The 23,334-nt window shown below is 69.7% G+C and carries 22 protein-coding genes; 12 read left to right on the top strand and 10 right to left on the bottom strand.

The features are described 5' to 3' along the window. Positions 1-6: 6 nt before the first annotated feature. Positions 7-1,317: a multidrug effflux MFS transporter gene (locus QSJ59_RS12535; protein ID WP_432707475.1), complete on the bottom strand. Its 1,311-nt coding sequence runs from the start codon at positions 1,315-1,317 to the stop codon at positions 7-9. Positions 1,318-1,489: 172 nt separating this feature from the next. Here QSJ59_RS12535 and QSJ59_RS12530 point away from each other — a divergent pair, with 172 nt between their 5' ends. The 5 genes from QSJ59_RS12530 to QSJ59_RS12510 all read left to right on the top strand — a co-directional run bounded on the left by QSJ59_RS12530 (position 1,490) and on the right by QSJ59_RS12510 (position 6,007). Next, entirely contained in the window at positions 1,490-2,245 is a 756-nt protein-coding gene (locus QSJ59_RS12530) for a HipA family kinase (RefSeq protein ID WP_285759631.1), read from the top strand. Continuing rightward, positions 2,242-2,637 (top strand): DUF3037 domain-containing protein, encoded by a 396-nt coding sequence (locus tag QSJ59_RS12525; RefSeq protein ID WP_285759629.1) that lies wholly within the window; start codon positions 2,242-2,244, stop codon positions 2,635-2,637. Before QSJ59_RS12530 ends, QSJ59_RS12525 begins: the two co-directional genes overlap by 4 nt. Before the next feature lie 206 nt (positions 2,638-2,843). Continuing rightward, a complete protein-coding gene (locus QSJ59_RS12520) occupies positions 2,844-4,385 on the top strand; it encodes an alpha/beta hydrolase (RefSeq protein WP_285759627.1) in 1,542 nt (513 codons plus the stop codon). Between the two features lie 343 nt (positions 4,386-4,728). After that, on the top strand, positions 4,729-5,466 hold the full coding sequence (locus tag QSJ59_RS12515) for a VOC family protein (protein ID WP_285759626.1): 738 nt from the start codon (positions 4,729-4,731) through the stop codon (positions 5,464-5,466). 175 nt (positions 5,467-5,641) lie between these two features. Continuing rightward, positions 5,642-6,007 (top strand): RidA family protein, encoded by a 366-nt coding sequence (locus QSJ59_RS12510; protein WP_285759624.1) that lies wholly within the window; start codon positions 5,642-5,644, stop codon positions 6,005-6,007. Between the two features lie 197 nt (positions 6,008-6,204). Here QSJ59_RS12510 and QSJ59_RS12505 read toward each other — a convergent pair whose 3' ends face one another. From QSJ59_RS12505 to QSJ59_RS12495, 3 genes are all read right to left on the bottom strand, one after another. Beyond that, on the bottom strand, positions 6,205-6,852 hold the full coding sequence (locus QSJ59_RS12505) for an alpha/beta hydrolase (RefSeq protein WP_285759622.1): 648 nt from the start codon (positions 6,850-6,852) through the stop codon (positions 6,205-6,207). A 495-nt stretch (positions 6,853-7,347) separates the two neighbouring features. Continuing rightward, positions 7,348-7,572, bottom strand: coding sequence for a hypothetical protein (locus QSJ59_RS12500; RefSeq protein WP_285759620.1), 225 nt, complete (start codon positions 7,570-7,572; stop codon positions 7,348-7,350). A gap of 7 nt (positions 7,573-7,579) precedes the next feature. Then, positions 7,580-8,551, bottom strand: coding sequence for an aldo/keto reductase (locus QSJ59_RS12495; protein ID WP_285759619.1), 972 nt, complete (start codon positions 8,549-8,551; stop codon positions 7,580-7,582). A gap of 182 nt (positions 8,552-8,733) precedes the next feature. Here QSJ59_RS12495 and QSJ59_RS12490 point away from each other — a divergent pair, with 182 nt between their 5' ends. Then, positions 8,734-9,312: a MarR family winged helix-turn-helix transcriptional regulator gene (locus tag QSJ59_RS12490; protein WP_285759617.1), complete on the top strand. Its 579-nt coding sequence runs from the start codon at positions 8,734-8,736 to the stop codon at positions 9,310-9,312. A 297-nt stretch (positions 9,313-9,609) separates the two neighbouring features. Here the strand turns inward: QSJ59_RS12490 and QSJ59_RS12485 are convergent, their stop codons facing one another. Further along, on the bottom strand, positions 9,610-10,944 hold the full coding sequence (locus QSJ59_RS12485) for an MFS transporter (protein ID WP_285759615.1): 1,335 nt from the start codon (positions 10,942-10,944) through the stop codon (positions 9,610-9,612). Between the two features lie 529 nt (positions 10,945-11,473). On the opposite strand from QSJ59_RS12485, the gene QSJ59_RS12480 reads away from it, so the two are divergent. Continuing rightward, on the top strand, positions 11,474-12,373 hold the full coding sequence (locus QSJ59_RS12480) for a MerR family transcriptional regulator (RefSeq protein WP_285759613.1): 900 nt from the start codon (positions 11,474-11,476) through the stop codon (positions 12,371-12,373). Between the two features lie 289 nt (positions 12,374-12,662). On the opposite strand, the gene QSJ59_RS12475 is transcribed toward QSJ59_RS12480, so the two are convergent. The 4 genes from QSJ59_RS12475 to QSJ59_RS12460 all read right to left on the bottom strand — a co-directional run bounded on the left by QSJ59_RS12475 (position 12,663) and on the right by QSJ59_RS12460 (position 15,361). Further along, a complete protein-coding gene (locus QSJ59_RS12475) occupies positions 12,663-12,914 on the bottom strand; it encodes a hypothetical protein (protein ID WP_285759611.1) in 252 nt (83 codons plus the stop codon). Positions 12,915-13,338: 424 nt separating this feature from the next. Continuing rightward, positions 13,339-13,626: a hypothetical protein gene (locus QSJ59_RS12470; protein WP_285759609.1), complete on the bottom strand. Its 288-nt coding sequence runs from the start codon at positions 13,624-13,626 to the stop codon at positions 13,339-13,341. Positions 13,627-13,717: 91 nt separating this feature from the next. Further along, positions 13,718-14,956 carry an RNA polymerase sigma factor gene (locus QSJ59_RS12465; protein ID WP_432707474.1) on the bottom strand — a complete coding sequence of 413 codons (1,239 nt, stop codon included), beginning with the start codon at positions 14,954-14,956 and terminating at the stop codon, positions 13,718-13,720. A gap of 48 nt (positions 14,957-15,004) precedes the next feature. Further along, positions 15,005-15,361 (bottom strand): YciI family protein, encoded by a 357-nt coding sequence (locus tag QSJ59_RS12460; RefSeq protein WP_285759606.1) that lies wholly within the window; start codon positions 15,359-15,361, stop codon positions 15,005-15,007. A gap of 317 nt (positions 15,362-15,678) precedes the next feature. Here QSJ59_RS12460 and QSJ59_RS12455 point away from each other — a divergent pair, with 317 nt between their 5' ends. The 5 genes from QSJ59_RS12455 to QSJ59_RS12435 all read left to right on the top strand — a co-directional run bounded on the left by QSJ59_RS12455 (position 15,679) and on the right by QSJ59_RS12435 (position 22,869). Beyond that, on the top strand, positions 15,679-18,666 hold the full coding sequence (locus QSJ59_RS12455) for a DEAD/DEAH box helicase (protein ID WP_285759605.1): 2,988 nt from the start codon (positions 15,679-15,681) through the stop codon (positions 18,664-18,666). Beyond that, on the top strand, positions 18,663-19,427 hold the full coding sequence (locus tag QSJ59_RS12450) for an SWIM zinc finger family protein (protein ID WP_285759603.1): 765 nt from the start codon (positions 18,663-18,665) through the stop codon (positions 19,425-19,427). Before QSJ59_RS12455 ends, QSJ59_RS12450 begins: the two co-directional genes overlap by 4 nt. A gap of 126 nt (positions 19,428-19,553) precedes the next feature. After that, a complete protein-coding gene (locus tag QSJ59_RS12445; protein ID WP_285759602.1) occupies positions 19,554-20,369 on the top strand; it encodes an SAM-dependent methyltransferase in 816 nt (271 codons plus the stop codon). A 118-nt stretch (positions 20,370-20,487) separates the two neighbouring features. Further along, positions 20,488-21,090, top strand: a complete 603-nt coding sequence (locus QSJ59_RS12440; protein ID WP_285759601.1) for a TetR/AcrR family transcriptional regulator — start codon at positions 20,488-20,490, stop codon at positions 21,088-21,090. Between the two features lie 555 nt (positions 21,091-21,645). Further along, positions 21,646-22,869 (top strand): AGE family epimerase/isomerase, encoded by a 1,224-nt coding sequence (locus tag QSJ59_RS12435; RefSeq protein WP_285759600.1) that lies wholly within the window; start codon positions 21,646-21,648, stop codon positions 22,867-22,869. Positions 22,870-23,030: 161 nt separating this feature from the next. Here the strand turns inward: QSJ59_RS12435 and QSJ59_RS12430 are convergent, their stop codons facing one another. Then, a complete protein-coding gene (locus QSJ59_RS12430; protein ID WP_285759599.1) occupies positions 23,031-23,234 on the bottom strand; it encodes a cold-shock protein in 204 nt (67 codons plus the stop codon). Between the last annotated feature and the right edge of the window lie 100 nt (positions 23,235-23,334).

The following is a 23,334-nucleotide window of genomic DNA, read 5'->3' as shown; positions in this document are numbered from 1 at the left end:
CCCCAACTACACGGCGGCCGCCAACCGCCTCGACCGCCACGACGCCCAGGCAAACACCACCAGCGCCAACACCCCGGCCGACACCATCACCACCGACATACTCCCCAACGACGCCTCACCCGTGGCCGTCCACCCCGCCATCGCCGACACACCACCACCGACCGCGAACTGCAACGCCCCCACCAACGCCGAAGCCGTCCCCGCAACCTGCGGCGGCTGCGACGAAATCGCCAACGTCATCGCATTGGGAAACACCAGACCCATCCCCAACATCATCACGAACAGCACCGACGTCAACCCCACCAGGCCAACGCCGCCCCACACCGCCAACCCGGCCAGCACCAGCACACTCACCACACCAACGACCAACCCGGCAACCAGACGCCTGACCGTCTCCACCCGCCCGATCAACAACGCGTTCACCTGGGTCCCCACCATCAAACCCACCGTGTTCACCGCAAACATCAAACTGAAGTCCTGCGCCGAAGCCCCGAACTCCTTCTGCGACACGAACGAGAACGCCGAAATATAGGTGAACATCATCCCGAAACTCAACGCCAACGTCACCGTCGGACCGATGAAGCGCACATCCCGCACCAACCGCCCCACCGTGGCCAACAGCACGCCGGGCCCCTGACGCCGCCGCCGCTCAGCCGGCAGGCTCTCCGGCAACCACACCAGCACCAACACGAAACTCAGCGCACTCATCCCCGCCAGCACCGCGAAACTCAACTGCCACGGCCCCACCAGAAGCAACTGCCCACCAAGAATCGGCCCCAGCATCGGCGCCAACCCCGTCACCAACATCAACCGCGAGAAGAACCGCGCGGCCTCGTCCCCCTCGAACAGATCACGCACAACCGCCCGCGAGATCACCGCCCCCGCAGCACCCGCGACCCCCTGCACGAACCGCAACACCACGAACGCCTGCGCCGACTCCACGAACATGCACGCCAACGACACCACCGTGAACACCGCGACACCCACCAGCAACGGCACACGCCGCCCCCAGGCGTCACTCATCGGCCCCAACGCCAACTGCCCCAGCGCCAACCCCACCATGATCGCCGTCAGCGTCAACTGGATCCGCGACTCGGACGCACCCAGATCCGCAGCGATCATCGGAAACGCCGGCAGGTACAAATCCGTCGCCAACGGACCAACCGCCGTCAGCACCCCCAGCACCAGGACCAGCAACGCCACAAAACGCCGTGGCCGCACCGCAGAAGGCGGCGCCGCAGAATCATCCGCAGCAGGAACCGAAGAGATGGACACGCTCGACCGCTCGGCCGGGGAACCGACCACGCTGTGCGTCACTGCACTCCTTACATGGGATCACCGGACCCCTGAGTTCACGGGGCACCAAAGACACCCAACAACCCTGAACCCCCCAACCATCCACAAACAACCACCCAAAAAGAGTGACCTCCACTACCCCCCCGGCAACCAACCCCAAAAACCCCACGTCACCCCCCATAAGATCAACCCCGTGCTCCACAACCTCACCCTCACTCGCTACATCGCCCCCCTCCGCGAAGGCGGCTCGCTCCCCGCCATCGTCGAAGCCGACGACCTCGGCACCTACGTCATCAAATTCACCGGCGCCGGCCAAGGCCGCAAAGCCCTCATCGCCGAAATCATCACCGGCGAACTCGCCCGCCGCCTCGACCTCCCCGTCCCCGAACTCGCCCTCATCCACCTCGACCCCCTCATCGCCCGCGCCGAACCCGACCCCGAGATCCAAGAACTCCTCCGCGCAAGCGCCGGCCTCAACCTCGCCATGGACTACCTCCCCCACTCCATCGGCTACGACCCCACCACCCACACCACCGACCCCCACCTCGCCGGCCACATCCTCTGGCTCGACGCCTACACCAACAACGTCGACCGCACCTGGCGCAACCCCAACCTGATCCTCTGGCACCGCAAGCCCTACCTCATCGACCACGGAGCCAGCCTGATCTTCCACCACAACTGGCCAGGCGCACCCGCAACCCTCACCCGCCCCTACCAAGCACAGGACCACGTCCTCATCAACGACCACCCCGACCTCAAAGCCGCCGACACCGCCCTCGCCCCCCGCATCACCCACGACCTCCTCACCGAGGTCACCCGCCTCATCCCCGACCAATGGCTCACCGACGAACCCGGATTCCCCACCCCCGACGACGTCCGCACCGCCTACACCGACCACCTCCTCGCCCGCGCCACCAACCGCGCCTGGCTCCCGGAGCTCCCCCGATGACCCGCCACCCCTACGAATACGCCCTCATCCGCGTCATCCCCGACCTCCGCCGCGGCGAGGTCATCAACGCCGGCGTCATCCTCTACAGCCAGCACCACGACCACCTCTCCGCCCGCACCCACCTCGACCGGCCCCGCCTGCACGCCCTCCACCCCCACGCAGACGCAGCCGCCATCGAGGACGCCCTCGCCGCCATCGAGGCCACCTGCCACCCCACAGCCCCGCACGGACCAGCCGCCGACCAACCCCGCGGCCAACGCTTCCGCTGGCTCACCGCACCACGCAGCACCACCGTCCAACCCGGCCCCATCCACACCGGCCTCACCCACGACCCGGACGCCGAGTCCCGCCGCCTCACCGACCTCCTCGTGCTCCCTCCCCCTCCCGACTGACCCGCCCCCGCCCACCGCCCACACGTCCCCAGCCGTCCCACGCCGTTACTCCCAGCAAAGGACTCATGACAGATGTCACTGTGAAGCACAACGTGATGACAGCACTCTGGGGAGCATCCACAGCGGTGGCAACCGGGCCCGCAGCAACGAGGCACGGTCACAAGCCGCCGGGAGCAACGGCAAGACCGACACCCAGGAGGTTGGACGTGGGACGAAGACATGGCCCGAGCCGGTACCTGGCACCCGCTATAGCGATCGGCCTCGCCGGTTCACTGGTCGCGGCACCAGCCACGGCCCAGGACCAAAACGGCGAGCCGACACCACCGGTGGAATGGGGCACCTGCCCCGAGGACGTGGCGGCCGAGGCACCCCAGCTGGAGTGCGGCCTACTACCGGTGCCCCTGGACTACACCGACCCCAAGGGCACCGAAATCCAGATCATGGTGTCCCGCCTGGCCAGCCCCGACCCCGACAAGAGACGCGGCGTACTGCTGTTCAACCCCGGCGGCCCAGGCGGGTCCGGGCTGACGATGCCAACGGACCTGGTCTCTCGGGGCCTGCCCACCGACGTCTCCGACAGCTACGACCTGATCGGCATGGACACCCGCGGCGTCGGATACTCCTCCCCGGTGAGCTGCGGCTTCACCACCGACTACCGCGGCAACATCCCACCGTACGCAGTCGACGAAACAGCCGTGGCCGAGCAGGCCGAAACCGCCGAGGCCGCCGCCGACCAGTGCGCGCACAACGACACCGACGACCGATTGCGCCACCTGACCACGGCGAACATGGCCCGCGACCTGGACCGGATCCGAGCCGCACTCGGCGAACAACAGATCAGCTTCTACGGCGCGTCCTACGGCACGGCACTGGGCGCCGCATACGCCTCGCTGTTCCCCGACCGCTCCGACCGCATCGTGCTCGACAGCAACATCGGCGACACCCACCTCGACCACGAAGGAATGCGCAGGTACGGCCTGGGCGCCGAACAGACCTTCCCGGACTTCGCGCAATGGGCCGCACAACGCCACGACGACTACGGCCTCGGAACCACGCCGGAAGAGGTGCGCGCGACCTACTTCGCACTCGCCGAGCGGCTCGACGAGAACCCCGCGGACACGGAAGAAGGCCCCATCGACGGCAGCACCTTCCGACTCGCCACCTTCGCGACCCTCTACCACGAGTCGCTCTACCCCCAGGCAGCGCAAGGCTGGCAGTCCATACTCGCCTCCGACGAGGCACCGGTCCAAGAACAGCCGCACGACACCCAGCCTCCCGGTGCACCGGCCCCCGCCACCGAACCGAAGACACAACCGTCGCCGTTCGACAACGCCTGGTCGGTGTTCCTCGCCGTAACCTGCAACGACGTCGAATGGCCCGAAGACCTCGACACCTACCAGCGCAGCGTCGCCCAGGACCGGGAAAGATACCCGCTGTACGGCGCCGCCAGCGCCAACATCATGCCCTGCGCCTACTGGTCGCACGAGCCGGCCGAGCCGCCAGTGGAGATCGTCGACGACGGACCGAGCAACATCCTGATCGTGCAGAACCAGCGCGACCCGGTCACACCGCACCTCGGCGGAGAAATGCTCAACGACAAGTTCGCACAGCGCTCCCGACTGGTAAGCGTCGACGGGAGCGGACACGGCGTCTACGTCAACGGCGACAACACATGCGGGCAGGACGTGACCACGGCCTTCCTGGTCGAGGGCGACCTACCATCACAGGACACGCTCTGCCCGGCCTGAGCGGGCCGGCACCGAACCCGCCGGTGGCCCCGGCCGGACCGCACATCACCTAACGACGGACGTCGTTCCCGAGCCACGGGGGGTGGGGCGAGCACGCTCGCCCCACCCCGCTTCCGACCCGGTCCCCCGAGACCACCGCCAAGGGCAAAGCAGCTCCTGAAACGCCCAAGGACCAACCAGGGGTCACGGCTCAGAGGAACACCTTGCCCCCCGCTCCCACCACCACGACCTGGGACCGGTCACCCCTCGAAGAAGACGACCGGATGAGCCCGGCCGGGACCGCCCGCAACAACCGGTGAACGCGGGCGGGCTCCCCGATCCGCACAGGCATAGGATCGGCACCATGGCCACACGACTTGTCCAAATCGCGATGAACGCCCAGGACGACGCCGCAGTCGGCCGCTTCTGGGCACGGGTACTCGGTTGGGGGACTTCCAGCGAGGGGCCCGGCGTGACCAACCTGGAACCCCAAGGCTTCGACTACCCCGACCCAGTCGCGCTCTGCGTCGATGTCCTTCGTGTGCCCGAACCCAAGACGGTGCGAAACCGCGTGCGCGTCGACCTCGCCACCACCTCCGCGGCCCACCGGGCGGACCTGCTCGCGCTCCTGAAGGGCCTCGGTGCCACCGACGTCGACCTGGGGCAAGGCGACGTACCGTGGACGGTCCTGGCCGACCCGGAGGGAAACGAGTTCCGCGTGCTGGAACCCCGATCGCTCTACCGGGACACCGGCCCGATGGCTGCGGTGGTGGTCGACTGCGCCGACCCGAGGGCCATGGCACGCTTCTGGGGCCGGGCGACGGACTGGACCGTGCACGAGGTGACCGACGCACACGCGCTGCTGCGCTCCTCCAAAAGTGTCGGCCCGTATCTGGAGTTCGTTCACTCCTCCGAGGCGAAGACCGTGAAGAACCGCGTCCACCTCGACCTCCGGCCCTACCCCGGCGACGATCAGGCCGTGGAGGCGGACCGGTTGCGGGCCCTCGGTGCCACCGACGTCGACCTGGGGCAAGGCGACGTACCGTGGACGGTCCTGGCCGACCCGGAGGGAAACGAGTTCTGCGTCCTCACCCCTCGCTGACGCCGAGCCCGGCCGTCGTCCGGCTGACCGGAACCACGACCGGCGACGCAACCGATCCGTCGGAAGGGACGCGAGGGCGGGCCGAGCTCGCCCCCTTTCTCGCCCCCCGCCTCGAACCCACCCGTACGACGACGGCGTTACTCCGTCCCGGAGAATTGGTGCCGTCGTGTGAACCGTGCAGCGCCCAGAGCATGTCCACCATCGGGTCGGCGTTACGCAGGGCTCGCGCACCGTGTACTTGGCCGGACAGGTGTCCTGGGACACCGAGGGCAACCTCGCGGGCCGCGACGACGTCGCCGCGCAGGCCGAGAAGTGCTCCCTCAACATCGCCGCCGGGGCAACGGCGGCCGACCTGGCCACGGTCACCGTTTACAGCGTCGACCTCGACGAGGCCAAGGCCGAGCAGTTCGTCATCGGGCGCGATCGAGCGGCCGCGACACTGGGCGTGGAGTTCCAGCAGCCGAGCACCTGGATCGAGGTCGCCTCGCTGGCCGCACCGGGCTACCTCGTCGAGGTCGAGGCCGTGGCCGTGCTGCCCTGAAGCGGTCGCAGCGCGACGCACCCCCGTGGCAGACCGGCCAGACCTCGGTGCCGAGCCGGTCGGGACCGGCGGCCTCGACGTCCTTGAGGTCGACGGTCGCATCGAACAGGACCGGTAGAGGTAGGGACGCTCGAGGCGCAGGGCCGTCCGCGGTGGCTCGGCCGGTCCCGGCCAGATACCCGCGGGCCGGGGCCCCTTCACGCCCAGCCGAGCACCCCGGCGGCGAAAGCCACCGCCACCTCGTTCCACCTGCGCACCCGCAGCATCGGGTGCGCGTCCAACGCCACTCCCACGAAATCGGCGCTCGCCGCCGGCCCGCGTGCCCGCTCCACGAACCGCCGGGATTCCCGTGCGCTCGTGTGCACGTCCCCGGCCGCGTGCGCGATCAACAGGTGCCGCCCCCGCACACCCTCCACCGGGTCACCGGGCTCGATCCATGGTGCGAGTCCGAGCACTCCGCGCACCCCAGGGTCACCGGCCCGCAGCAGTGCGGCGCGTCCCCCCATCGAGTGCCCCATCAGAATCACCGGCACGTCCCCGTGCAGGCGCCGCACCTCTTCCATAACCACAGCGACGTCATGCGTGGGGTCGGCCCGCCTCCCGTTCCATCCCCGCACCCGGAAGCGCACCCGCCAGACGGCCAGACCGCGAGCGGCACCCCAGTTCCGCAAAGCCCACCCGAACGGCAGCATGCGCAGCACCGACGCGTCCCACGTGCCGGTCGCCGAGTCATCGACCACTTCGCCGCCGTGCAGAAGCAGCACGACCCCCCGGGCCCGGCCCGGTGCACCGTCCGCACTCACCCATGGGCCGTCCGCGCCGACGGCCCACGTCCACTCGGCCATGACCACCGCTCTCCACCACGACTCTTCGCTTCTTGCCCGCACAGGACCCCCGAGCCGGCAGCTGACTCCACTTCCCTGCCATCGGACCACACCGTGCCCCTACGGGGTGTAATCGACGGAACTTCACGTAGCCGAACAGCCCCAAAAATCAAGAGTTTTGGGGTCTAATGTCGCTTTTTTGGGCGGAGCCCAAGAATTTTCGGGTGGCTTGCCACTCGATTTTTGCCGTTGTGTTGTTTTTCAACAACAAGGCCACCTTTACGTTGTAGATTTTTAAAAGAAAACCGGCCTCGCTGTTGCTTCTTCCGGCTCGCAGGAACCGACCGGGCAGTTCTCGTCTCGCCATTCCTCGCCGCAGTTGCCCGCGCGACCGCAGTCGCTCCCAAAGGTGCAGCAGCACGCCCGTCCCCCACTGCCGGAAGGTTCGGCCGGACCGCTCCCTTGGGCCGCTCCCCTGCGGCGGGAGACACAGTATCGGGGCTCGACCGAACGCCTTCACTGCCAAACGCCGGTTCGCGCCGCCTCTTCGACCCGGGCGATAAGGCGGCTGTTGTGGACGGCGTGTCCGAAGCCAGGAGTGCGGCGGGGCTTGTCCACGATGTCGCGGGCCGGACTGGCGTACACCTCTCCCACGTTGATGGATGCGCCCGTCCAGATCTCGGCGGCCGGACCTGTTACGGCTCGCCCGCCCGAGAGCGTGGGGCGGATCTTTCGCCCCACACCCTTCTCAACGGTCGATGGCGGCCATGTCGGGTGCGGAATGCCGATCGCCGGACGCCGGTGTCAGGTCGTTCAGACGGGCGACCTGTTCGGTGGTGAGCCGGATACTGTCGGCCGCGCTGTTCTCCTCGAGCCGGTCGACACGCCTGGTGCCCGGAATGGGCGCGATGCCGTCTCCCTGTGCGAGCAGCCAGGCCAGAGCCACCTGCGCGGGCGTGGCCTCGACTTCATGGGCGACCTCGCTCACCTCGTCGACGATGCGCAGGTTGCGCGTGAGGTTGTCGCCGGTGAACCGGGGATTGGTGCGACGCCAGTCGGTGGCGTCCAGGCCGTCGAGGGAGCGGATGCCACCGGTGAGGAAGCCGTGCCCGAGCGGCGAATAGGGGACCAGACCGATCCCGAGTTCCCGTAGCGCGGGCAGTACTTCGACCTCCAGGTCGCGGGTCCACAGCGAGTACTCGGTCTGGACGGCGGCCACCGGATGAACCGCATGAGCCCGACGGATCGTCGCCGCTGCCGCCTCCGACAGTCCGATGTGGCGTACCTTGCCCGCGGCCACCAACTCGCTCAGCGCTCCCACCGTCTCCTCGACGGGAGTGTCGGGGTCGACCCGGTGTTGGTAATAGAGGTCGACGTAGTCGGTCCCGAGCCTCCGCAGGGACCCGTCAAGAGCTGCACGGATACTGGCCGGCGTGCTGTCCGGGCCCGCTCGGCCGGTGTGGGAGACGAGGCCGAACTTGGTGGCGAGAACGACCTCGTCCCGGCGTCCCTTGACGGCGCGCCCCACCAATTCCTCGTTGACGTAGGGCCCGTACACCTCAGCGGTGTCCAGATGTGTGACGCCCAGATCCACGGCGCGACGAATGGTACGGATCGACTCGGCATCGTCACGGCCGGCGCCCGTGTAGAACACCGACATCCCCATGACTCCGAGACCGATACGCGAGACGTCGAGCCCTCCTAGCGACGTGATGTGCATCTGGTCGTCCTTTCCTGGATCGGTTCGCCGGTCCCCCGCCTCGATACGGGGACCGCTCTTCGAGACGGTCGGCACCGGACACAGGACGGATGCCGGAGCTTCCCCGGAGCGAAGTGAACTTGATGCATCAACATGTACACCCTTGAACTTGACCCGTCAACAAGAGGGGTTAGTGTGGCCTTATGGCAGAGAGCACAGCCGGCACGAACGGGCGACGCCGCCGTAGCACGCGAAACGCGTCGACCTCCGATGCACCAGGTCCCGCCGTGGAAGGGGCCTGCACGGGGCAACCCACTGGACCGGCCACCGAGACACGATGGCTGAGCCGCGACGAGCGGGCCGCATGGCTGGCCACCTCAGCGATCATGATCAGCTTGCCGGCGGCGCTGGACGCGCGGATGCAGCGCGAGACCCGACTGACCTTCTTCGAGTACATGGTGCTCTCGGTCCTGTCCGAGGAGCCGGATCACACGATGCAGATGAGTGGCCTGGCCACGCGGACGTCGGCGTCGCTGTCGCGGTTGTCACACGTCGCAGGCCGCCTGGAGAAACGCGGGCTGCTCTCACGAGCCCGGATCCCCGGCTCCGGCAGGCGCACGAACGCGATCCTGACCGAGGCCGGTTACGAGGAGGTCGTGGAGGCGGCACCGGGCCATGTCGCAGCGGTCCGCGAGTACCTGATGGACGGGCTCGACCCCCACGAACTGGCGACGTTGCGCCGCATCGGCACCGCCGTCGAAGCCGCCATCGACCGCGGGTAGCCCGATGCGGGCCCGACGGCCACAAGGCCGGGGAGGAGGGGCTCCGGACATCCCGCGGCGGTCAGACGATGGGCGGCAGGCATTCTGCACGGGAACCGCTTCCGGCTGCCCCTCGACGTCGGTGAACCGGCCGTCCGCGGGCGGCCGGAGGAGGACGACGAGAGGTGGAACTGCGGCGGCCCACCAGGAAGAGCTCATCGCTGGTCTCCCGGGGCGGCGAGCCTTGTGCACAGAAGGGCAGCCGAAACCACTCCCGGTTGCCCCTGGTTCCCGCTCCTCCGGGAGAACCGGGCCCTGTCAGCGGTTCGGGTCCGCCACGACCCCTGCCGTCGGACTCCCATCCACCACACGTCGGCCGTCGCGAACGCCTCCGGTCGCCTCATCCCTCCGCGGGTCGTCGAGGGAGCGAAACGCCGGCGCGGCGAGAGCGGTGAGGGCCGTGACGCCGACGAGTACGGCGATCACCGCTCCGGCGACGGGCAGGCCGGCGGTGGCTGCGACGGCCGCGAGCGGGGCGCTGGTGAGCGCGGGTGCGGTGAGCATGACGGTGTTCTGCGCGCCGAGGACACGGCCGCGCATGGCGTCCGGTGTGGCTTCGACGGTCAGGACGCCGAGCACGGCCGAGGCCGGTGCGAAGGTGAGTCCGACCAGGGCCGCCGCGCCCAGTACCAGCCACGGTGAGGCCATGGTGCCCACCGCGCCGAACCCGACGAGTGTGCCGGTCATCCCGATGACGAACCAGGTGCGGCGGCGGATCCGGTCTGCGCAGGCGGCGTAGAGCGCGGAGCCGGTGATGCTGCCGGCAGCGATCGCGCTCAACGTGAGCCCGGTCAGCTCGGGAAGGTCCTCACCGGTGAAGTAGGCGGGCATGAGGGTGCTCTGCAGGGAGCTCAGGACGGCGATGAATACCCCGCTGACCAGGGTGGCGCCGAGGACGAGTCGGTTGGCGCCGAGGAACTTCCACCCGTCCCTCAGGTCGGCTGCCGCCCGGCGCACCGCGCCCCCGGCCGTATCGGCGGGGACGGGGGCGCGCCGTGGGACGTGGCCGGTCCGCGGGTCGAGTACGAGCGTCGTCAGGGCGGCGAGCAGGCTCGTGGCGGCGGTCGCCAGCAGGAGGGTCGGGGACATCGCGAACAGTCCGACGAACAGTCCGCCCAGGCCGGGCCCGGCCAGCAGTAGTACGCTGCCCACGGTCTCGCGGGTGGCGATCAGGCGGTCCAGCCGAGCCGGGCGGCCCGGTCGTGGGGGTCCGAGTCGCGCCAGGGTGGGCAGGAGCGTCTCCTGGGCGGTCGTCCCCGGCACACGGATCACCGCCCCGACGGTGCCCATCACCAGGAACCAGGTCAGGTCCAGGCCCCAGACGACGTCGATGAGCGGCAGCGCCGCCACCGACAGCGCGGCGAGCAGGTCGGAGGTCACCGACACCGTCCGGCGGTCGACCCGGTCCACGAGCAGTCCCGCGAAGAGGCCGGTTGCGGCGGAGGCCGCCATCGTCACGGTCGCGAGTACGCCTGCTGCCAGGACGTCGCCGGTGCGGTCGAGGACGAGCAGCGGCATCACGACGCTCGCGATGCCCTTGCCCAGCAGGGACAGCGCGTACGAGGCGAAGTAGACCGCGGGGCTGCGACGCATTGTTCCTCGCCTCCTGACGGTGGTCGGTGCGCATGCCGACGGTCGTCGCATGCGCAGGGGGGATCGGTGGTTCGGTTCTCCTGCGGGCCGATACCGGGTGGACCGCTGGGGGCCGCGTGGTGGTTTCAGCGCCGGCGGAGTCGGCGAGCCGCGCGTACTAGAGCGGTGCAACGCCCGATCGGACGCCACCGGGGGCGGCATCGCCGGCGGGGTGATCGTGGCGGTGGCCCCGGCGGCGGGGGCCAGTCATGGCCGGCGCGTCCCCCCAGGTGCCGGGCGAGGAAGCGCTCGACCGCGATCAGGTCGGGCAGTGCCATGCTGTTCCTCTCGTTCGTGTTCGGGAACGCGGGATGACGGGAACCAGAAGACGCCGTGCCGTTACGGCACACTCAACCCCCGGGTGGAGTGATCCACGCCACTCCCCCGTTTTGGGCGACTTGCGGTTGACCGTGCCGTGACGGCACAGTTGCGGCCAGAGAACGTCGGCACGACCGTGCCGCACCTGGAACCCCGAAGCGAGGTGTCACGCGTGGCGTGGAGTACCCGTGAGATCGCCGAGCTCGCCGGCACGAGCCTGCGGGCGGTACGCCACTACCACGAGGTCGGCCTGCTCGCCGAACCCGAACGGCGCGCCAACGGCTACAAGCAGTACGGCGTCGCCCACCTCGTCCGGGTGCTGCGCATCAAACGCCTGACCGACCTCGGGTTCTCGCTGGCCCAGATCGCCGACATGGGCGACGCCGACGACCACCCGGAAGAGGCCCTGCGCACCCTCGACGCCGAGCTCGCCACCACCATCGAACGCCTCCAGCGGGTCCGCCTCGAACTCGGCGTCATCCTGCGCCAGTCCGCGCCCACCGACCTGCCCACCGATTTCGCCCAGGCCGCTGCCGAAGCCGAACTGTCCGACGCCGACCGTTCGATCATCGTCGTCCTGACCCGGATCCTCGGCCCCCAAGGCATGCAGGCCTACGCCGACCTGCTGAAGGAACTCCCCGAGGATCCGACGGCCTCCGAGTTCGACGACCTGCCGGCCGACGCCGACGAACCGACCCGCCAGGACGTGGCCGAACGCATGGTTCCCTATCTCCGCGAGCTCCGCACCGGGCATCCCCATTTGGCGGAGATCAAGGCCGAGGCCCCGGGGGAGCACGGTTCTTCGAGCAGACGCTCAGCACGGCCCTCAAGGACGTCTACAACCCCGCCCAGATCGACGTCCTCCGCCGCCTACAGCCGCTCCTCGACGAATCGCCCGGCACCGACCGGTCCTGATATCCGCCCCGACCGCATCCGAGCGGGGCCTCCCGTTCGGATGCGGTCGGGGCCCGGCGAGCGTCCTTACCCCGCCAGGCCCCCGCGGCCCGGCGTGTCCGGCTCCGTCGGGTGGAGCCCGCACGTCGCGTTTTCGGCCCTCTCCCCCACCGGGTGAAAGGAGGCGCGGTCATCGTACTGCCGTCGACATCGGTGAGGGGTGGACCTCGGACATCGACTCCACCACCATGCGCGTACCGGTATGCGTCCGGGAAATACGAGAAGGATCCCAGAGACGCAGGAGGGCTGCCTCAGGATCCGACGGCAGGACCTCCATCTGACGCCGCACACGACGACGCCCCCGCCCTTCGGGAACGCGTCAGAAGAACGAGGGTTTTCCGCGTGTCAGAGGGCCGGTCCACTTCAGCGTCGGCGCCCCGTCGCTTGGGTGGACCGGCCCGGAGGGGTCAGGCCCGCCAGACGATGAGCATCCACTCGCCGTACTGGTTCCTGGCGCAGCGGTATGCCTCGCCCCCCAGGCGGCGGCCACTCTCGTTGCACGCGCGCTGGGTCGGGTAGTAACCGATGACCTTCTCCCGCGGCGCGGCGACGATCGGGCCCTGCTGCGCGGCGGCGGAGGCCGCTGCGGGCGCGGCGGCAAACGGAACAGCGAAGCCGACCGCGACGGCCAAGGGCAGGAAACGCGACAGGTAACGCAAGGCGGACGCCTTTCAGAGGTGGGGATGTGGATCTGTCCCACGAAGAACAGAGACAAGCGGGCCACGGCCGCGGGGCCTGTGCTTCTACAGACCCGCCGCCGGACCCGAGTCCAGCTTGTGCCGCTTCGGACCCGAGGCGGCAGGAGTACAGGTGACCGTGTGGCGCATGTGCCCCATGCCTCAAGGATGGAGTCGACCACCGGCGTTGTCCTCAACCTGGAGTGCACAGTTTCTTGACCGTCAGTGACTTGGCGGCGGTTCCGAGTCCGGTGGCCGGATTCGGCGCTGCCGGCGCCCCTGGTGGAAGGCTGCGGAAGAGTGGCTTGAGGTCGGACTTGGCGCGGGCGCGGTGGCGATCCGCCGCCGGCAAATTGCTGTGGCAGACGGTGTGGTGCCGAGCGCATCAGCAGGCCACGGTCGCGCCTCAGCCGCGCCTCGGGGGCGTCGGGGCCGAACGGTCATCGGACAGGGTCACTGCCGCGGTTGCGTTGAGGAGATCGCCGGCGCCCGCGAAGAGGCCGAGACGGCCGGGATGCTGGACATGGTCGGACCCGACCTGGACACCCCGGAGGCCGAACTGGAGGCAGGGGGGCGCGCCCGTCGGCGTGTCCCAGGACCGCGCGCTGGCCGTCTTCCAGGTGATCCCGGTCGAGGGCCCCGACAGCGAGTCCACTTCGGCCGGCAGGGCGAACGCGCCCATCTGCGTGCCCATACGTCCTGAACCGCTCCCCTGCACGGCACCGTGCGGACGCTCTCCGCACCGCACAACCGGACGCCAGGGCCGACACGTCGCCTGCATCGGTTCAGGACTCGGTTGCGGCGCGGGCTGCCCGGTCCAGGAGGAGATCCCGCTCGCGCGCGTTGCGGGTCAGCGACGCCGCCCTCTCGAACTCCCCGCGGGCCTCCGCCGTCCGGCCCAGGCGCTCCAGCAGGTCCCCGCGCACGCTCGGCAGCAGGTGGTAGTTCTTCAAGGCAGGTTCCCCTCCCAGGGCGTCCACCAACGGAAGGGCGTCAGCGGGCCCGCGCGCCATCGAGACGGCGACCGCCCGGTTCAGCTCCATCACCGGGGAGGGGACCATCTCCACGAGCCGGCCGTAGAGCGCGGCGATCATCCCCCAGTCGGTGTCGGCATAGCGGAGCGCCCGCGCGTGGCACGCGGCGATCGCGGCCTGGACGGAGTAGGGGCCGCTGCCCGCACGCCGCAGGGCCTCGATGCCGCGGAGGATGAGCATCCGGTTCCATCTTGCGCGGTCCTGGTCGGCGATCAGTACCGGCGCGCCGTCGGGACCGGTCCGGGCCGCGATGCGAGAGGACTGCAGTTCCAGGAGCGCCGCCAGACCGTGGGCCTCGGGCTCCTGGGGCATCAGGTCCGCCAGGACGCGGGCCAGCCGGAGCGCGTCCTCGCACAGCGCCGGACGGACCAGGTCCTCACCGGCTGTCGCGGAGTAGCCCTCGTTGAAGACGAGGTAGATGACCTCCAGGACCGATGCGACGCGGGCCGTACGGTCCCGGCCGCACGGGACCTCGAAGGGAACGCCGGCCGTGGCGAGTGTCCGTTTGGCGCGGACGATGCGCTGGGCGATCGTCGGTTCGGCGGCCAGGAACGCTCGGGCGATCTCCTGGGTGGTCAGTCCGCCCAGCAGTCGGAGGGTGAGCGCGATCCGGGCCTCCGTCGACAGCACGGGATGGCAGGCGGTGAAGATCAGCCGCAGCAGGTCGTCATCGATACCGTCGGCGTCCCTCGGCTCGGGCGGCGGCGCGTCCTCAAGCGTCCGCCCGACCTCGGCCAGCTTGCGCGCGTAGGTCTCCTTACGGCGGACCAGGTCGACGGCGCGGTGCTTGGCGGTGGCCATGAGCCAGGCGCCCGGACTGTCCGGGACGCCCGACTCCGGCCACTGATCCAGCGCGGCGACCAGTGCGTCCTGCGCGATTTCCTCGGCGATTCCCACGTCGCGGACGATGCGGGCGACTCTCGCGATGATCCGCGCGGATTCGATCCGAAACACCGCTGCGACCGTTTCGTTCGTGCCTGCTGCCCTCACAGCTCCCCATCAGAGCAGCCGTGCGCGGGCAGGGCAAGCACGCTCGGGTCAGCCTTCGGTGATTTCGCGGATCTCGGCGGTGATGGTCCAGTGCTCGTCGTGGACCTGGAGGAAGCGCCTGGCCCATTCCAGGGCCTCGGCCTTGTCCTTGGCCTGGATGATGGAGTATCCGCCGACGACCTCCTTGCTCTCGGTGAAGGGCCCGTCGATGGAGCTGAGTGTGCCGCCGGACCAGGTGACCCGGGTGCTTTCGGCGGTCGGGGCGAGACCGCCCGTGTCCAGCATGACCCCGGCCTTGGTGATCTCCTCGTACAGCGCGCCCATGCGCTCGGCGAACTCGGGGCCGTCTTCCTCGGCAGGAGGGTTCTGCTCGTCGAGTCGGATCATCGTCAGGTAGCGCGGCATGGTGACTCCTCTGTCGTGATCGCGAGGGATTTCCCCGCTTCTCACCCCTATGTCGAACGGCAGGAGGCCGAATCGACAGCTTCGCCGAAAATTCTTCATCGGGTTTCGCCGAGTACCCGTCAGCGAAGAAGTGATCGTCCCGTCGCGGGCAGGATGCGGGGCGATTGCGTGGTTTTTTGATAATTGCTCAAACAACTAGCTTTACAATGTAGATCACTTGGGAAGCGGACGGAGGCGTCCGTCACGCCACCGTTGTCCCCGTCTGCGGCCATACTGGAACGGACAACCGTGCCGACGAGCGAAAACAGGCGGGGATCGTGCTGGTGTTGCACGCCGCGTGGCTGGACCACGCACTGGCCGTATGGGCCGAGGACTCCACCGCTCCCCCCGCCACCGGATCCCGGGCCGCAGCGGCCCCGCACCCCTATGCGCTGGGACACGACGGGCTGGCCGCCGCACTGGGTCCCGCCCTCGCCGCGAAGGCGGCGACCACAGAGCTCGAACTGCACCTGCCCGGTTCGGCGCGCCATCCCCTCCCCTCCCCCGGGCTGGAACCGCTGACCGAACCGCCCGCCGTACGCACGCCGGCCCTGCGCCGCTGGCGCGTTCCGGCACTGGCCTTCGCCGAGAGCGTCACCACCGTACTGGGACGCATGGAGAGCGCCGTCACCGGCGATGTGGCGATCGGCGCCGGGACCCGCCACCTCGTCGCCGTACGCGACCTCGCCCGCCGGCTGGTGGCGGGAGGGCGGGTGCTCCCCCTGGTGCTGGGCGACCCGCCGACGGCCCGATGGCGTCCTCTGATCACCGGCACCGACGCGGCGTTCTTCACCGCACTCGCGGAGGCATGGCCCCCCGTGGCCCGCGCGCATCTGGACCCTCTTGCCCGACCGTCCGCCGGCGAGCACGCCCTGTCCGTGTTGAACGCGCTTGTCGACGAAACCGCGCGCGAACGGCTGGGACGCGCGCCCCGGCCGTCCGGCACCGCCGCCTGGACCGCTGCGTTGCGCACTCCCGAGGCGGGCCTGCTCGATCCCGACCCCGCACTGGCGAGCGGGCTGCGCTCCTGGTTCGACTCTGCGCGCCACGGCGACGGACAACCCCGGTTGCTGCTGCGCCTGACCGAGCCCGTCGAGGCCCCCGACACCGCCGAGGCCGACGAGGTGTGGCGGGTGGAGTTCTGGGTGGGATCGGCGACCGACCCGAGTCTGCAACTCCCGTTGCGCGACCTCTGGGAGGGGGCGGGCGGGGACTGGCTGGGCCCCGAGGCGGAGGCCACGGCCCTGCGCGAGCTCGCCCGGGCTGCCCAGCACTATCCCGCGCTACGGCGCGTGCTGCGCGAACTCGCCCCCTCCGACATCGAACTCGGCCGCGGTGGGGCCTATGTCTTCATCCGCGACATCGCCCCCCGGCTGGCCGCGGCCGGCTTCTCCGTGGTGCTGCCGGAGTGGGCGGGCCGGCCCGCGCTGAGCCTTGCCTTGGACGCCCACGAGCGCCCCAGCGCCCAGGGGGGCGGGATCGGTGCCGAGGATCTCGTGGACTTCTCCTTCACGGCGATCCTCGACGGCGACCGTCTGGACGTGGCGGCCCTGACCGAACTGGCCCGGCTCAAACAGCCGTTGGTGCGCCTGCGCGGACGATGGGTGGAGATCGACCCCGCGGCGGTGGAGGGCGCACTGGACTTCCTGCGCCGCCGGGGCAGAGGCCGGATGCGCCGGTCCGAGGTGCTGCGTCTGGCGGTGACCGCCGATGCCCGGGAGCAGGTACCCGTCACCGAGGTGACCGCCGACGGTGCTCTGGGCGCGCTCCTGGACGGTACGGCGGAGCGGACGCTGGAGCCGCTGCGGCTTCCGGACGGGTTCGGCGCGACGTTGCGCCCTTATCAGGAGCGTGGCGCCGCATGGTTGCGCTTCCTCGGTGACCTCGGGCTGGGCGCGATCCTGGCCGACGACATGGGGCTGGGCAAGACGGTTCAACTGCTGGCGCTCCTGGCCGAGGAGCAGGCACGAAACGCCCATGGGCCGACCCTGCTGGTCTGTCCGGTATCGCTGGTGGGCAACTGGCAGCGCGAGGCCGCCCGGTTCGCCCCGGCTCTGCGAGTGCACGTGCAGCACGGTCCCGATCGCCCCCGCGGCAACGACCTGGCGCGCCTGCTCGGCAGTACCGACCTGGTGGTGACCACCTACGGCGTGGTGACCCGCGACGTCGAGGAGTTGGCGGGAATCCCCTGGCGTCGGGTGGTGTGCGACGAGGCCCAGGCGGTCAAGAACAGCTCCACCCGGCAGGCCCGCGCCGTACGCGAGCTCCGGGCCGACACCAAGATCGCATTGACCGGCACCCCGGTGGAGAACAACCTGGGCGAGCTGTGGTCGATCATGGAGTTCGCCAACCCCGGCCTGCTCGGTCCGGCCGCGGCCTTCGACCGGACGATCGCGGCAAAAGCCGGACGGGACGACGTGGAGGGCTCCGAGGAGAGCACCGCCTTGCTCAAACGGTTGACCGGTCCCTTCGTCCTGCGGCGCCTCAAGACCGACAAGAGCATCATCTCCGACCTCCCCGAGAAGCTGGAGATGCGCACCTGGTGCACCCTCACCCCGGAGCAGGCGTCACTGTACAAGGCCGTGGTGGACGAGATGAGCGAGCGTCTCGACGATGCCGACGGGATCCAACGCAAGGGGCTGGTACTGGCGACGATGGCGCGGCTGAAGCAGATCTGCAACCATCCCGCGCAGTTCCTGGGCGACGGCTCGGCGCTCGCGGGACGTTCGGGCAAGCTGGACCGGTTGGAGCATCTGCTCACCGAGGCGCTGGCCGAGGGCGACAAGGCCCTGTGTTTCACCCAGTACGCCGCTTTCGGCGACCGCCTCGCCCCCTATCTCGCCGCGCGGCTGGACCGGGAGGTCTTGTGGCTGCACGGGGGGACGCCGCGGCCTCGGCGCGAGGAGATGGTACGTCGGTTCCAGGAGTCGGCCGAGCCGATGGTCTTCCTGTTGTCGCTCAAGGCCGCGGGGACCGGTTTGAACCTGACCCGGGCCAACCACGTCGTGCACGTGGACCGGTGGTGGAATCCCGCGGTGGAGGACCAGGCCACCGACCGTGCGTTCCGCATCGGCCAGCGTCGCGACGTCCAGGTGCGCAAACTGATCTGTGTGGGGACCCTGGAGGAGCGGGTGGACGAGATGATCGAGCGTAAGAAAGCCCTGGCCCAGAGCGTCGTGGGCACCGGTGAGGAGTGGCTGACCGGGCTCTCCACCGCGCAACTGCGCGAGGTCGTGCGCCTGTCCCCCGAGGCGGTCACCCCGTGAGCGCGCGGCGGTGGTGGTCGCAGCGTTTCGTCTCGGCCCTGGAGTCGGGCACCGAGGACGGACGGTTGGCCCGGGGACGCGCCTACGCCGCCTCGGGCGCGGTGCTGGAGGTGAAGGTGCGACCGGGCGAGGTGGTGGCCTCAGTTCGGGGGAGCCGGTCCCGGCCCTACCGGGTGAGCCTGATCGGGCGGGTACTCGATGACGCCCAGTGGGAGGTGGTGGTCGCCGCCCTCGCCGGACAACCACTGTTTCGGGCACGGCTGCTGTCGGGAGAACTACCCGCGGAGGTGGAGCAGGTATTCGACGTATTGGGCCTGGACCTGTTCCCGCGGGGGCTGCACGACCTCGTCCTGACCTGCTCGTGCCAGGACTGGGGCCACCCGTGCAAGCACACGGCTGCCGCGCTGTACGTTATGGCCGAGCGGCTGGACGGTGACCCCTTCCTGCTCACGGCGTGGCTGGGCCGGGACCGGGCCGCACTGCTGTCACAGATGCGGCTGAGGGCGCGCGCCGGCGCGGAACCGGTGTCCGCAGGCACCGAACCCTCGCCGCCCGCGACTGTCGCAGCGGCCCCGCTTCCCGACGATCCACGGGAGTTCTGGTCGGCTCCCCCACTGCCCCGCCCGCACCGGGTGACCGTCGCGCCGCCGTTCGCCCCCAAAGGAGTGGAAGAGGTCGCCGCAGCGGTGGCACCGCTCCTGCGTGCGCTGACCGCGCAGGGCCCGGGGGAACAGGTCTCCGGCGTCGACGAAGCGGGGTAACCATAGCGGCACAAGTTTCAAGAAACACGAGGAATGCCGTAAACACAGGGGATTCGCGGTTAAAATTCGCGGTTAGAGCGAACCGCCCCTCAACGCCCAGCAGAATACGCGAGGTACCCCTCCCTCATGGCCGGACTCGAGAAGGACGCAGATCAGCCCGTCATCCCCGACATCGACATGACCGTGCCGACCACCGCGCGGATCTATGACGCGCTGCTCTACGGCAAGGACAACTTCGCTGCTGACCGAGCCGTGGCCGAGATGATCTTGGAAGGGCTGCCCGAGATCCGCAAGGTCGCCCTGGACAACCGGGCGTGGCTGTCGCGGGTCGTGCACCACATGACCGACGAGCTCGGGATCGACCAGTACATCGACGTGGGTTCCGGGCTGCCCAGCGCCGAGAACACCCACCAGGTCGCCCAGCGGGTCAATCCCGACGTGCGGGTGGTCTACCTGGACAACGACCCCATCGTGCTCGCGCACGGCCGCGCGCTGTTGGCCGACAACAAGAACACCACCGTCTTCACCGCCGACGCCACCCGGCCGGAAGAGATCCTGGGCAACGAGCAGCTGCGGGAGCTGATCGACTTCGACCGCCCGGTGGGCGTGCTGTTCATCGCGCTGCTGCACTGCATCCCCGACAAGGCCGACCCCGCCCGCTGCATCAGCGCGATGATGGACGCGGTCCCCGCCGGAAGCTACCTGGCCTACTCCCACCTGGTCAGCGACAATCCTTCGGCCGCGGCGGAGCTGACCAACACCATGTTGGAGAACACGCACGGCAACTGGGGCCGGGTCCGCAGCCCCCAGGAGGCCGCCGACCTGGTCGGCGACCTGGAGCCGTTGGCTCCGGGGTTCATCGACGTGCGCACGTGGGGTGTGGAGCAGGCCCAGCCACCGCAGGACATCTGGGAGATCGGCGGCCTGTTCAAGAAGGTCTGACCGGACTTCCCTCGGGGGTGCGCCCTTTTCGGGCGCACCCCTTTCTTTGGCCAGAGTGTCCGTAACTGGTCAGAGCACAGTGGGAAAAATTGGTCTGGACCATGGCACCATGAAAGGCATGAGGGGTCAGCCGATCAGGGCCGGGACACGGGGACAGCGCTCGGACGCCTGCCGCAACCACGAACAGATCATCCGGGCCGCGACCGAGCTGCTCGCCGCCTCCCCCGGGGCCGGCATGGACGAGCTCACCGCGGCGACCGGGCTCGGACGCACGACCGTCTACCGGCACTTCCACGCTCGTGAACAGCTGGTGGCCGAGGTCTACGCGACGGCCTTCTCAGGCACCCAGCGCCTCGTGGCCGAGGCAGGTCTACAGACCTGCCCGCAGGACGAGCTGCTGGACCGAGCTGTGGCGGTGGCGATGCGGGCGGTGCAGATCTACCCGGTGCTCGTCAACGGCCCCGGCCTGAACCAGGACACGGTCACCGGCAGCGCGGAGTCGGGCTACGGGGCGTGCCTGGACGAGCTGGCCGGGCCGATGGCGCGGGCCCAGGAGGCGGGACTGCTGGATCCGGCGCTTCCGCCGCGCTGGCTGGCGGGGGTACTGCTCAACGACTGCGTGGGGGCGGTGCTGTTCTCCGCCGAGCTGCGCGACTCCCGCCTCGGCCCCGCCGAACTCGTACGGCTGGCCTTCGCCCGGGCCTGGGCCGCGCCGATCTGACTCGCGTACGGCGCTGCGCACGACTCGCAATGACGGGTATCCGGTCTCCGGCGCCTGCCACGCCCAGGGTGGGGCCGTTCCCGTCGGCGCAAACGGCCGGCGGTTTTGCGTCCGGGGACCGAGGAACACCGGCGCAGGATCGCGCGAGGGCTTTTGGCCTGCACACCGATCGCGGGCAAGCCTTTCCGGTGCTGTGGTCTCGTCGGCGGGCAGGGCGGTGCCGGTGTGCCCCATCGGTTCGGCGACGGTCACCGGGCCGTACCAAAGACGGTGTTCGGCACGTGCGGCCCGAGCGCCCCGCCGGCGTCGGAGGGTCCTCCCGCCCGCCGCCGCGATTAGCGACCTCGCCGGCCCCGGCGATACCGGCGAAGGCCACGAACAACGCGGAGTTGCCGGATGGCGGGTCCTGTTCGCTGTTCGCCGCCCCCGATCCGTACGCGGATGCGGTGGCCTCCCTTCCGGGAACAGGCGGCTCCACCCGGTGCCGGGGGAAGCGGCGCGCGGGCGATGCGAAAGGATGGCCCGATTCTCCCGACCCGATTGGAGCCACCCTCGATGCCTCAGTGGACCACTTCGCGCATGCACCGCGTCTGGCTGGACAACGAAGCCCTGCGCCTCCTGGAATTCGTCTCCGCCGCCGACCACCCGGCAACCGGGTTCGGCTGGCTGGGGGCCGACGGCTCCGTCGTCGCCGAGCAGGGCGTGCACACCTGGGTCACCGCGCGGATGACGCACGTCTTCGCCCTGGCCCACCTGGACGGGGTCCCCGGGGCCGGCCGGCTGGCCGACCACGGTGTGCAGGCACTGCGCGGTGCGCTGCGCGACGACGAGCACGGCGGCTGGTTCGCCGCGCTGAACGCCGACGGGTCCCCCTCCGACGACCGCAAGGACGCCTACCAGCACGCGTTCGTCCTGCTGGCCGCCAGCAGCGCGGCACTGGCCGGGCGCCCCGGCGCCGATGCCCTGCTCACCGATATCGGCAACGTGATCGAGGAGCGGTTCTGGGACGAGGCGACCGGGCGCTGTCGCGAGGGGGGGACCCGTGACTGGGGGGCGACCGAGGACTACCGGGGCGCCAACAGCAACATGCACATGGTGGAGGCGTTCCTTGCCGCCGCCGACGCCACCGGATCGTCGGTGTGGGCCCGGCGCGCACTGCGGATCGCGGAGTTCTTCGTGCACGAGGTCGCGGGCACACGCGGATGGCGGCTCCCCGAGCACTTCACTACGGACTGGGAGCCTGTCGCGGACTACAACTCCGACGACCGCGCGCACCCGTTCCGTCCCTACGGGGTGACGGTGGGGCACGTGCTGGAGTGGGCCCGCCTGTTGGTGAACCTGGAGACCTCGCTGGAGAAGGCGCCGGACTGGCTCCTGGCCGACGCCGAGGCGATGTTCTCCTTCGCGGTGGAGCGCGGCTGGTCGGTGGACGGCGCGGAAGGCTTCGTCTACACCCTGGACTACGACGACACCCCGGTGGTCCGAGCGCGGATGCACTGGGTGGTGGCCGAGGCGATCGCGGTTGCGGCGGTATTGGGTCTGCGCACCGGCGACGAGCGCTATGAGCACTGGTACCGGGTGTGGTGGGACCATGCCGCGGCGCACCTGATCGACACCGAGAAGGGGAGCTGGCACCACGAACTCGACGCGGTGTCGTTGGGGGTCCCCGAGGGCGCCACCTGGAGCGGCAAGCCCGACGCCTACCACGCCTACCAGACGGTGCTGCTTCCACGGTTGCCGCTGGCGGGCAGTCTCGCCGGCGCGCTGGCCAAGGGGTGAAAAAACCCGCGGGGGCCGATCGCGAACGATCGACCCCCGCGGGGCGGTTCATCGGCTCCCGCCGTCCCGGCCGGTAAACAGAACCGGGACGGTGAGGAAGCCGCAAGCCGGAACGTGCCCTACCGTGAGGGGGCTCGTTATGCGGCTTTGGAACGAGCAGACTAGAGAGCGCGGACGTTCTCGGCCTGCGGGCCCTTCGGGCCCTGCGTGACGTCGAACTCGACGCGCTGGTTCTCTTCGAGGTTGCGGAAGCCGCTACCCGCGATGTTGCTGTAGTGCACGAAAACGTCGGGGCCACCGGCGTCCTGGCTGATGAAGCCGAAGCCCTTTTCGCCGTTGAACCACTTGACGGTTCCCTGCGTCATGCGATCTCCCAATTCTTTGGAGACAGTTCCAGACTCGCACTTTGCAAGTCTGCGGGTGCTGCGGAACCTTCTTCAAAGAAAAACGCCCGCTTGTCAAGAA

The sequence above is a fragment of the Nocardiopsis ansamitocini genome, assembly GCF_030268225.1.
Lineage (GTDB): Bacteria > Actinomycetota > Actinomycetes > Streptosporangiales > Streptosporangiaceae > Nocardiopsis_D > Nocardiopsis_D ansamitocini.
The sequence above is the reverse complement of the archived record's forward strand: the minus strand, read 5'-3'. Positions and strand labels throughout refer to the sequence as shown.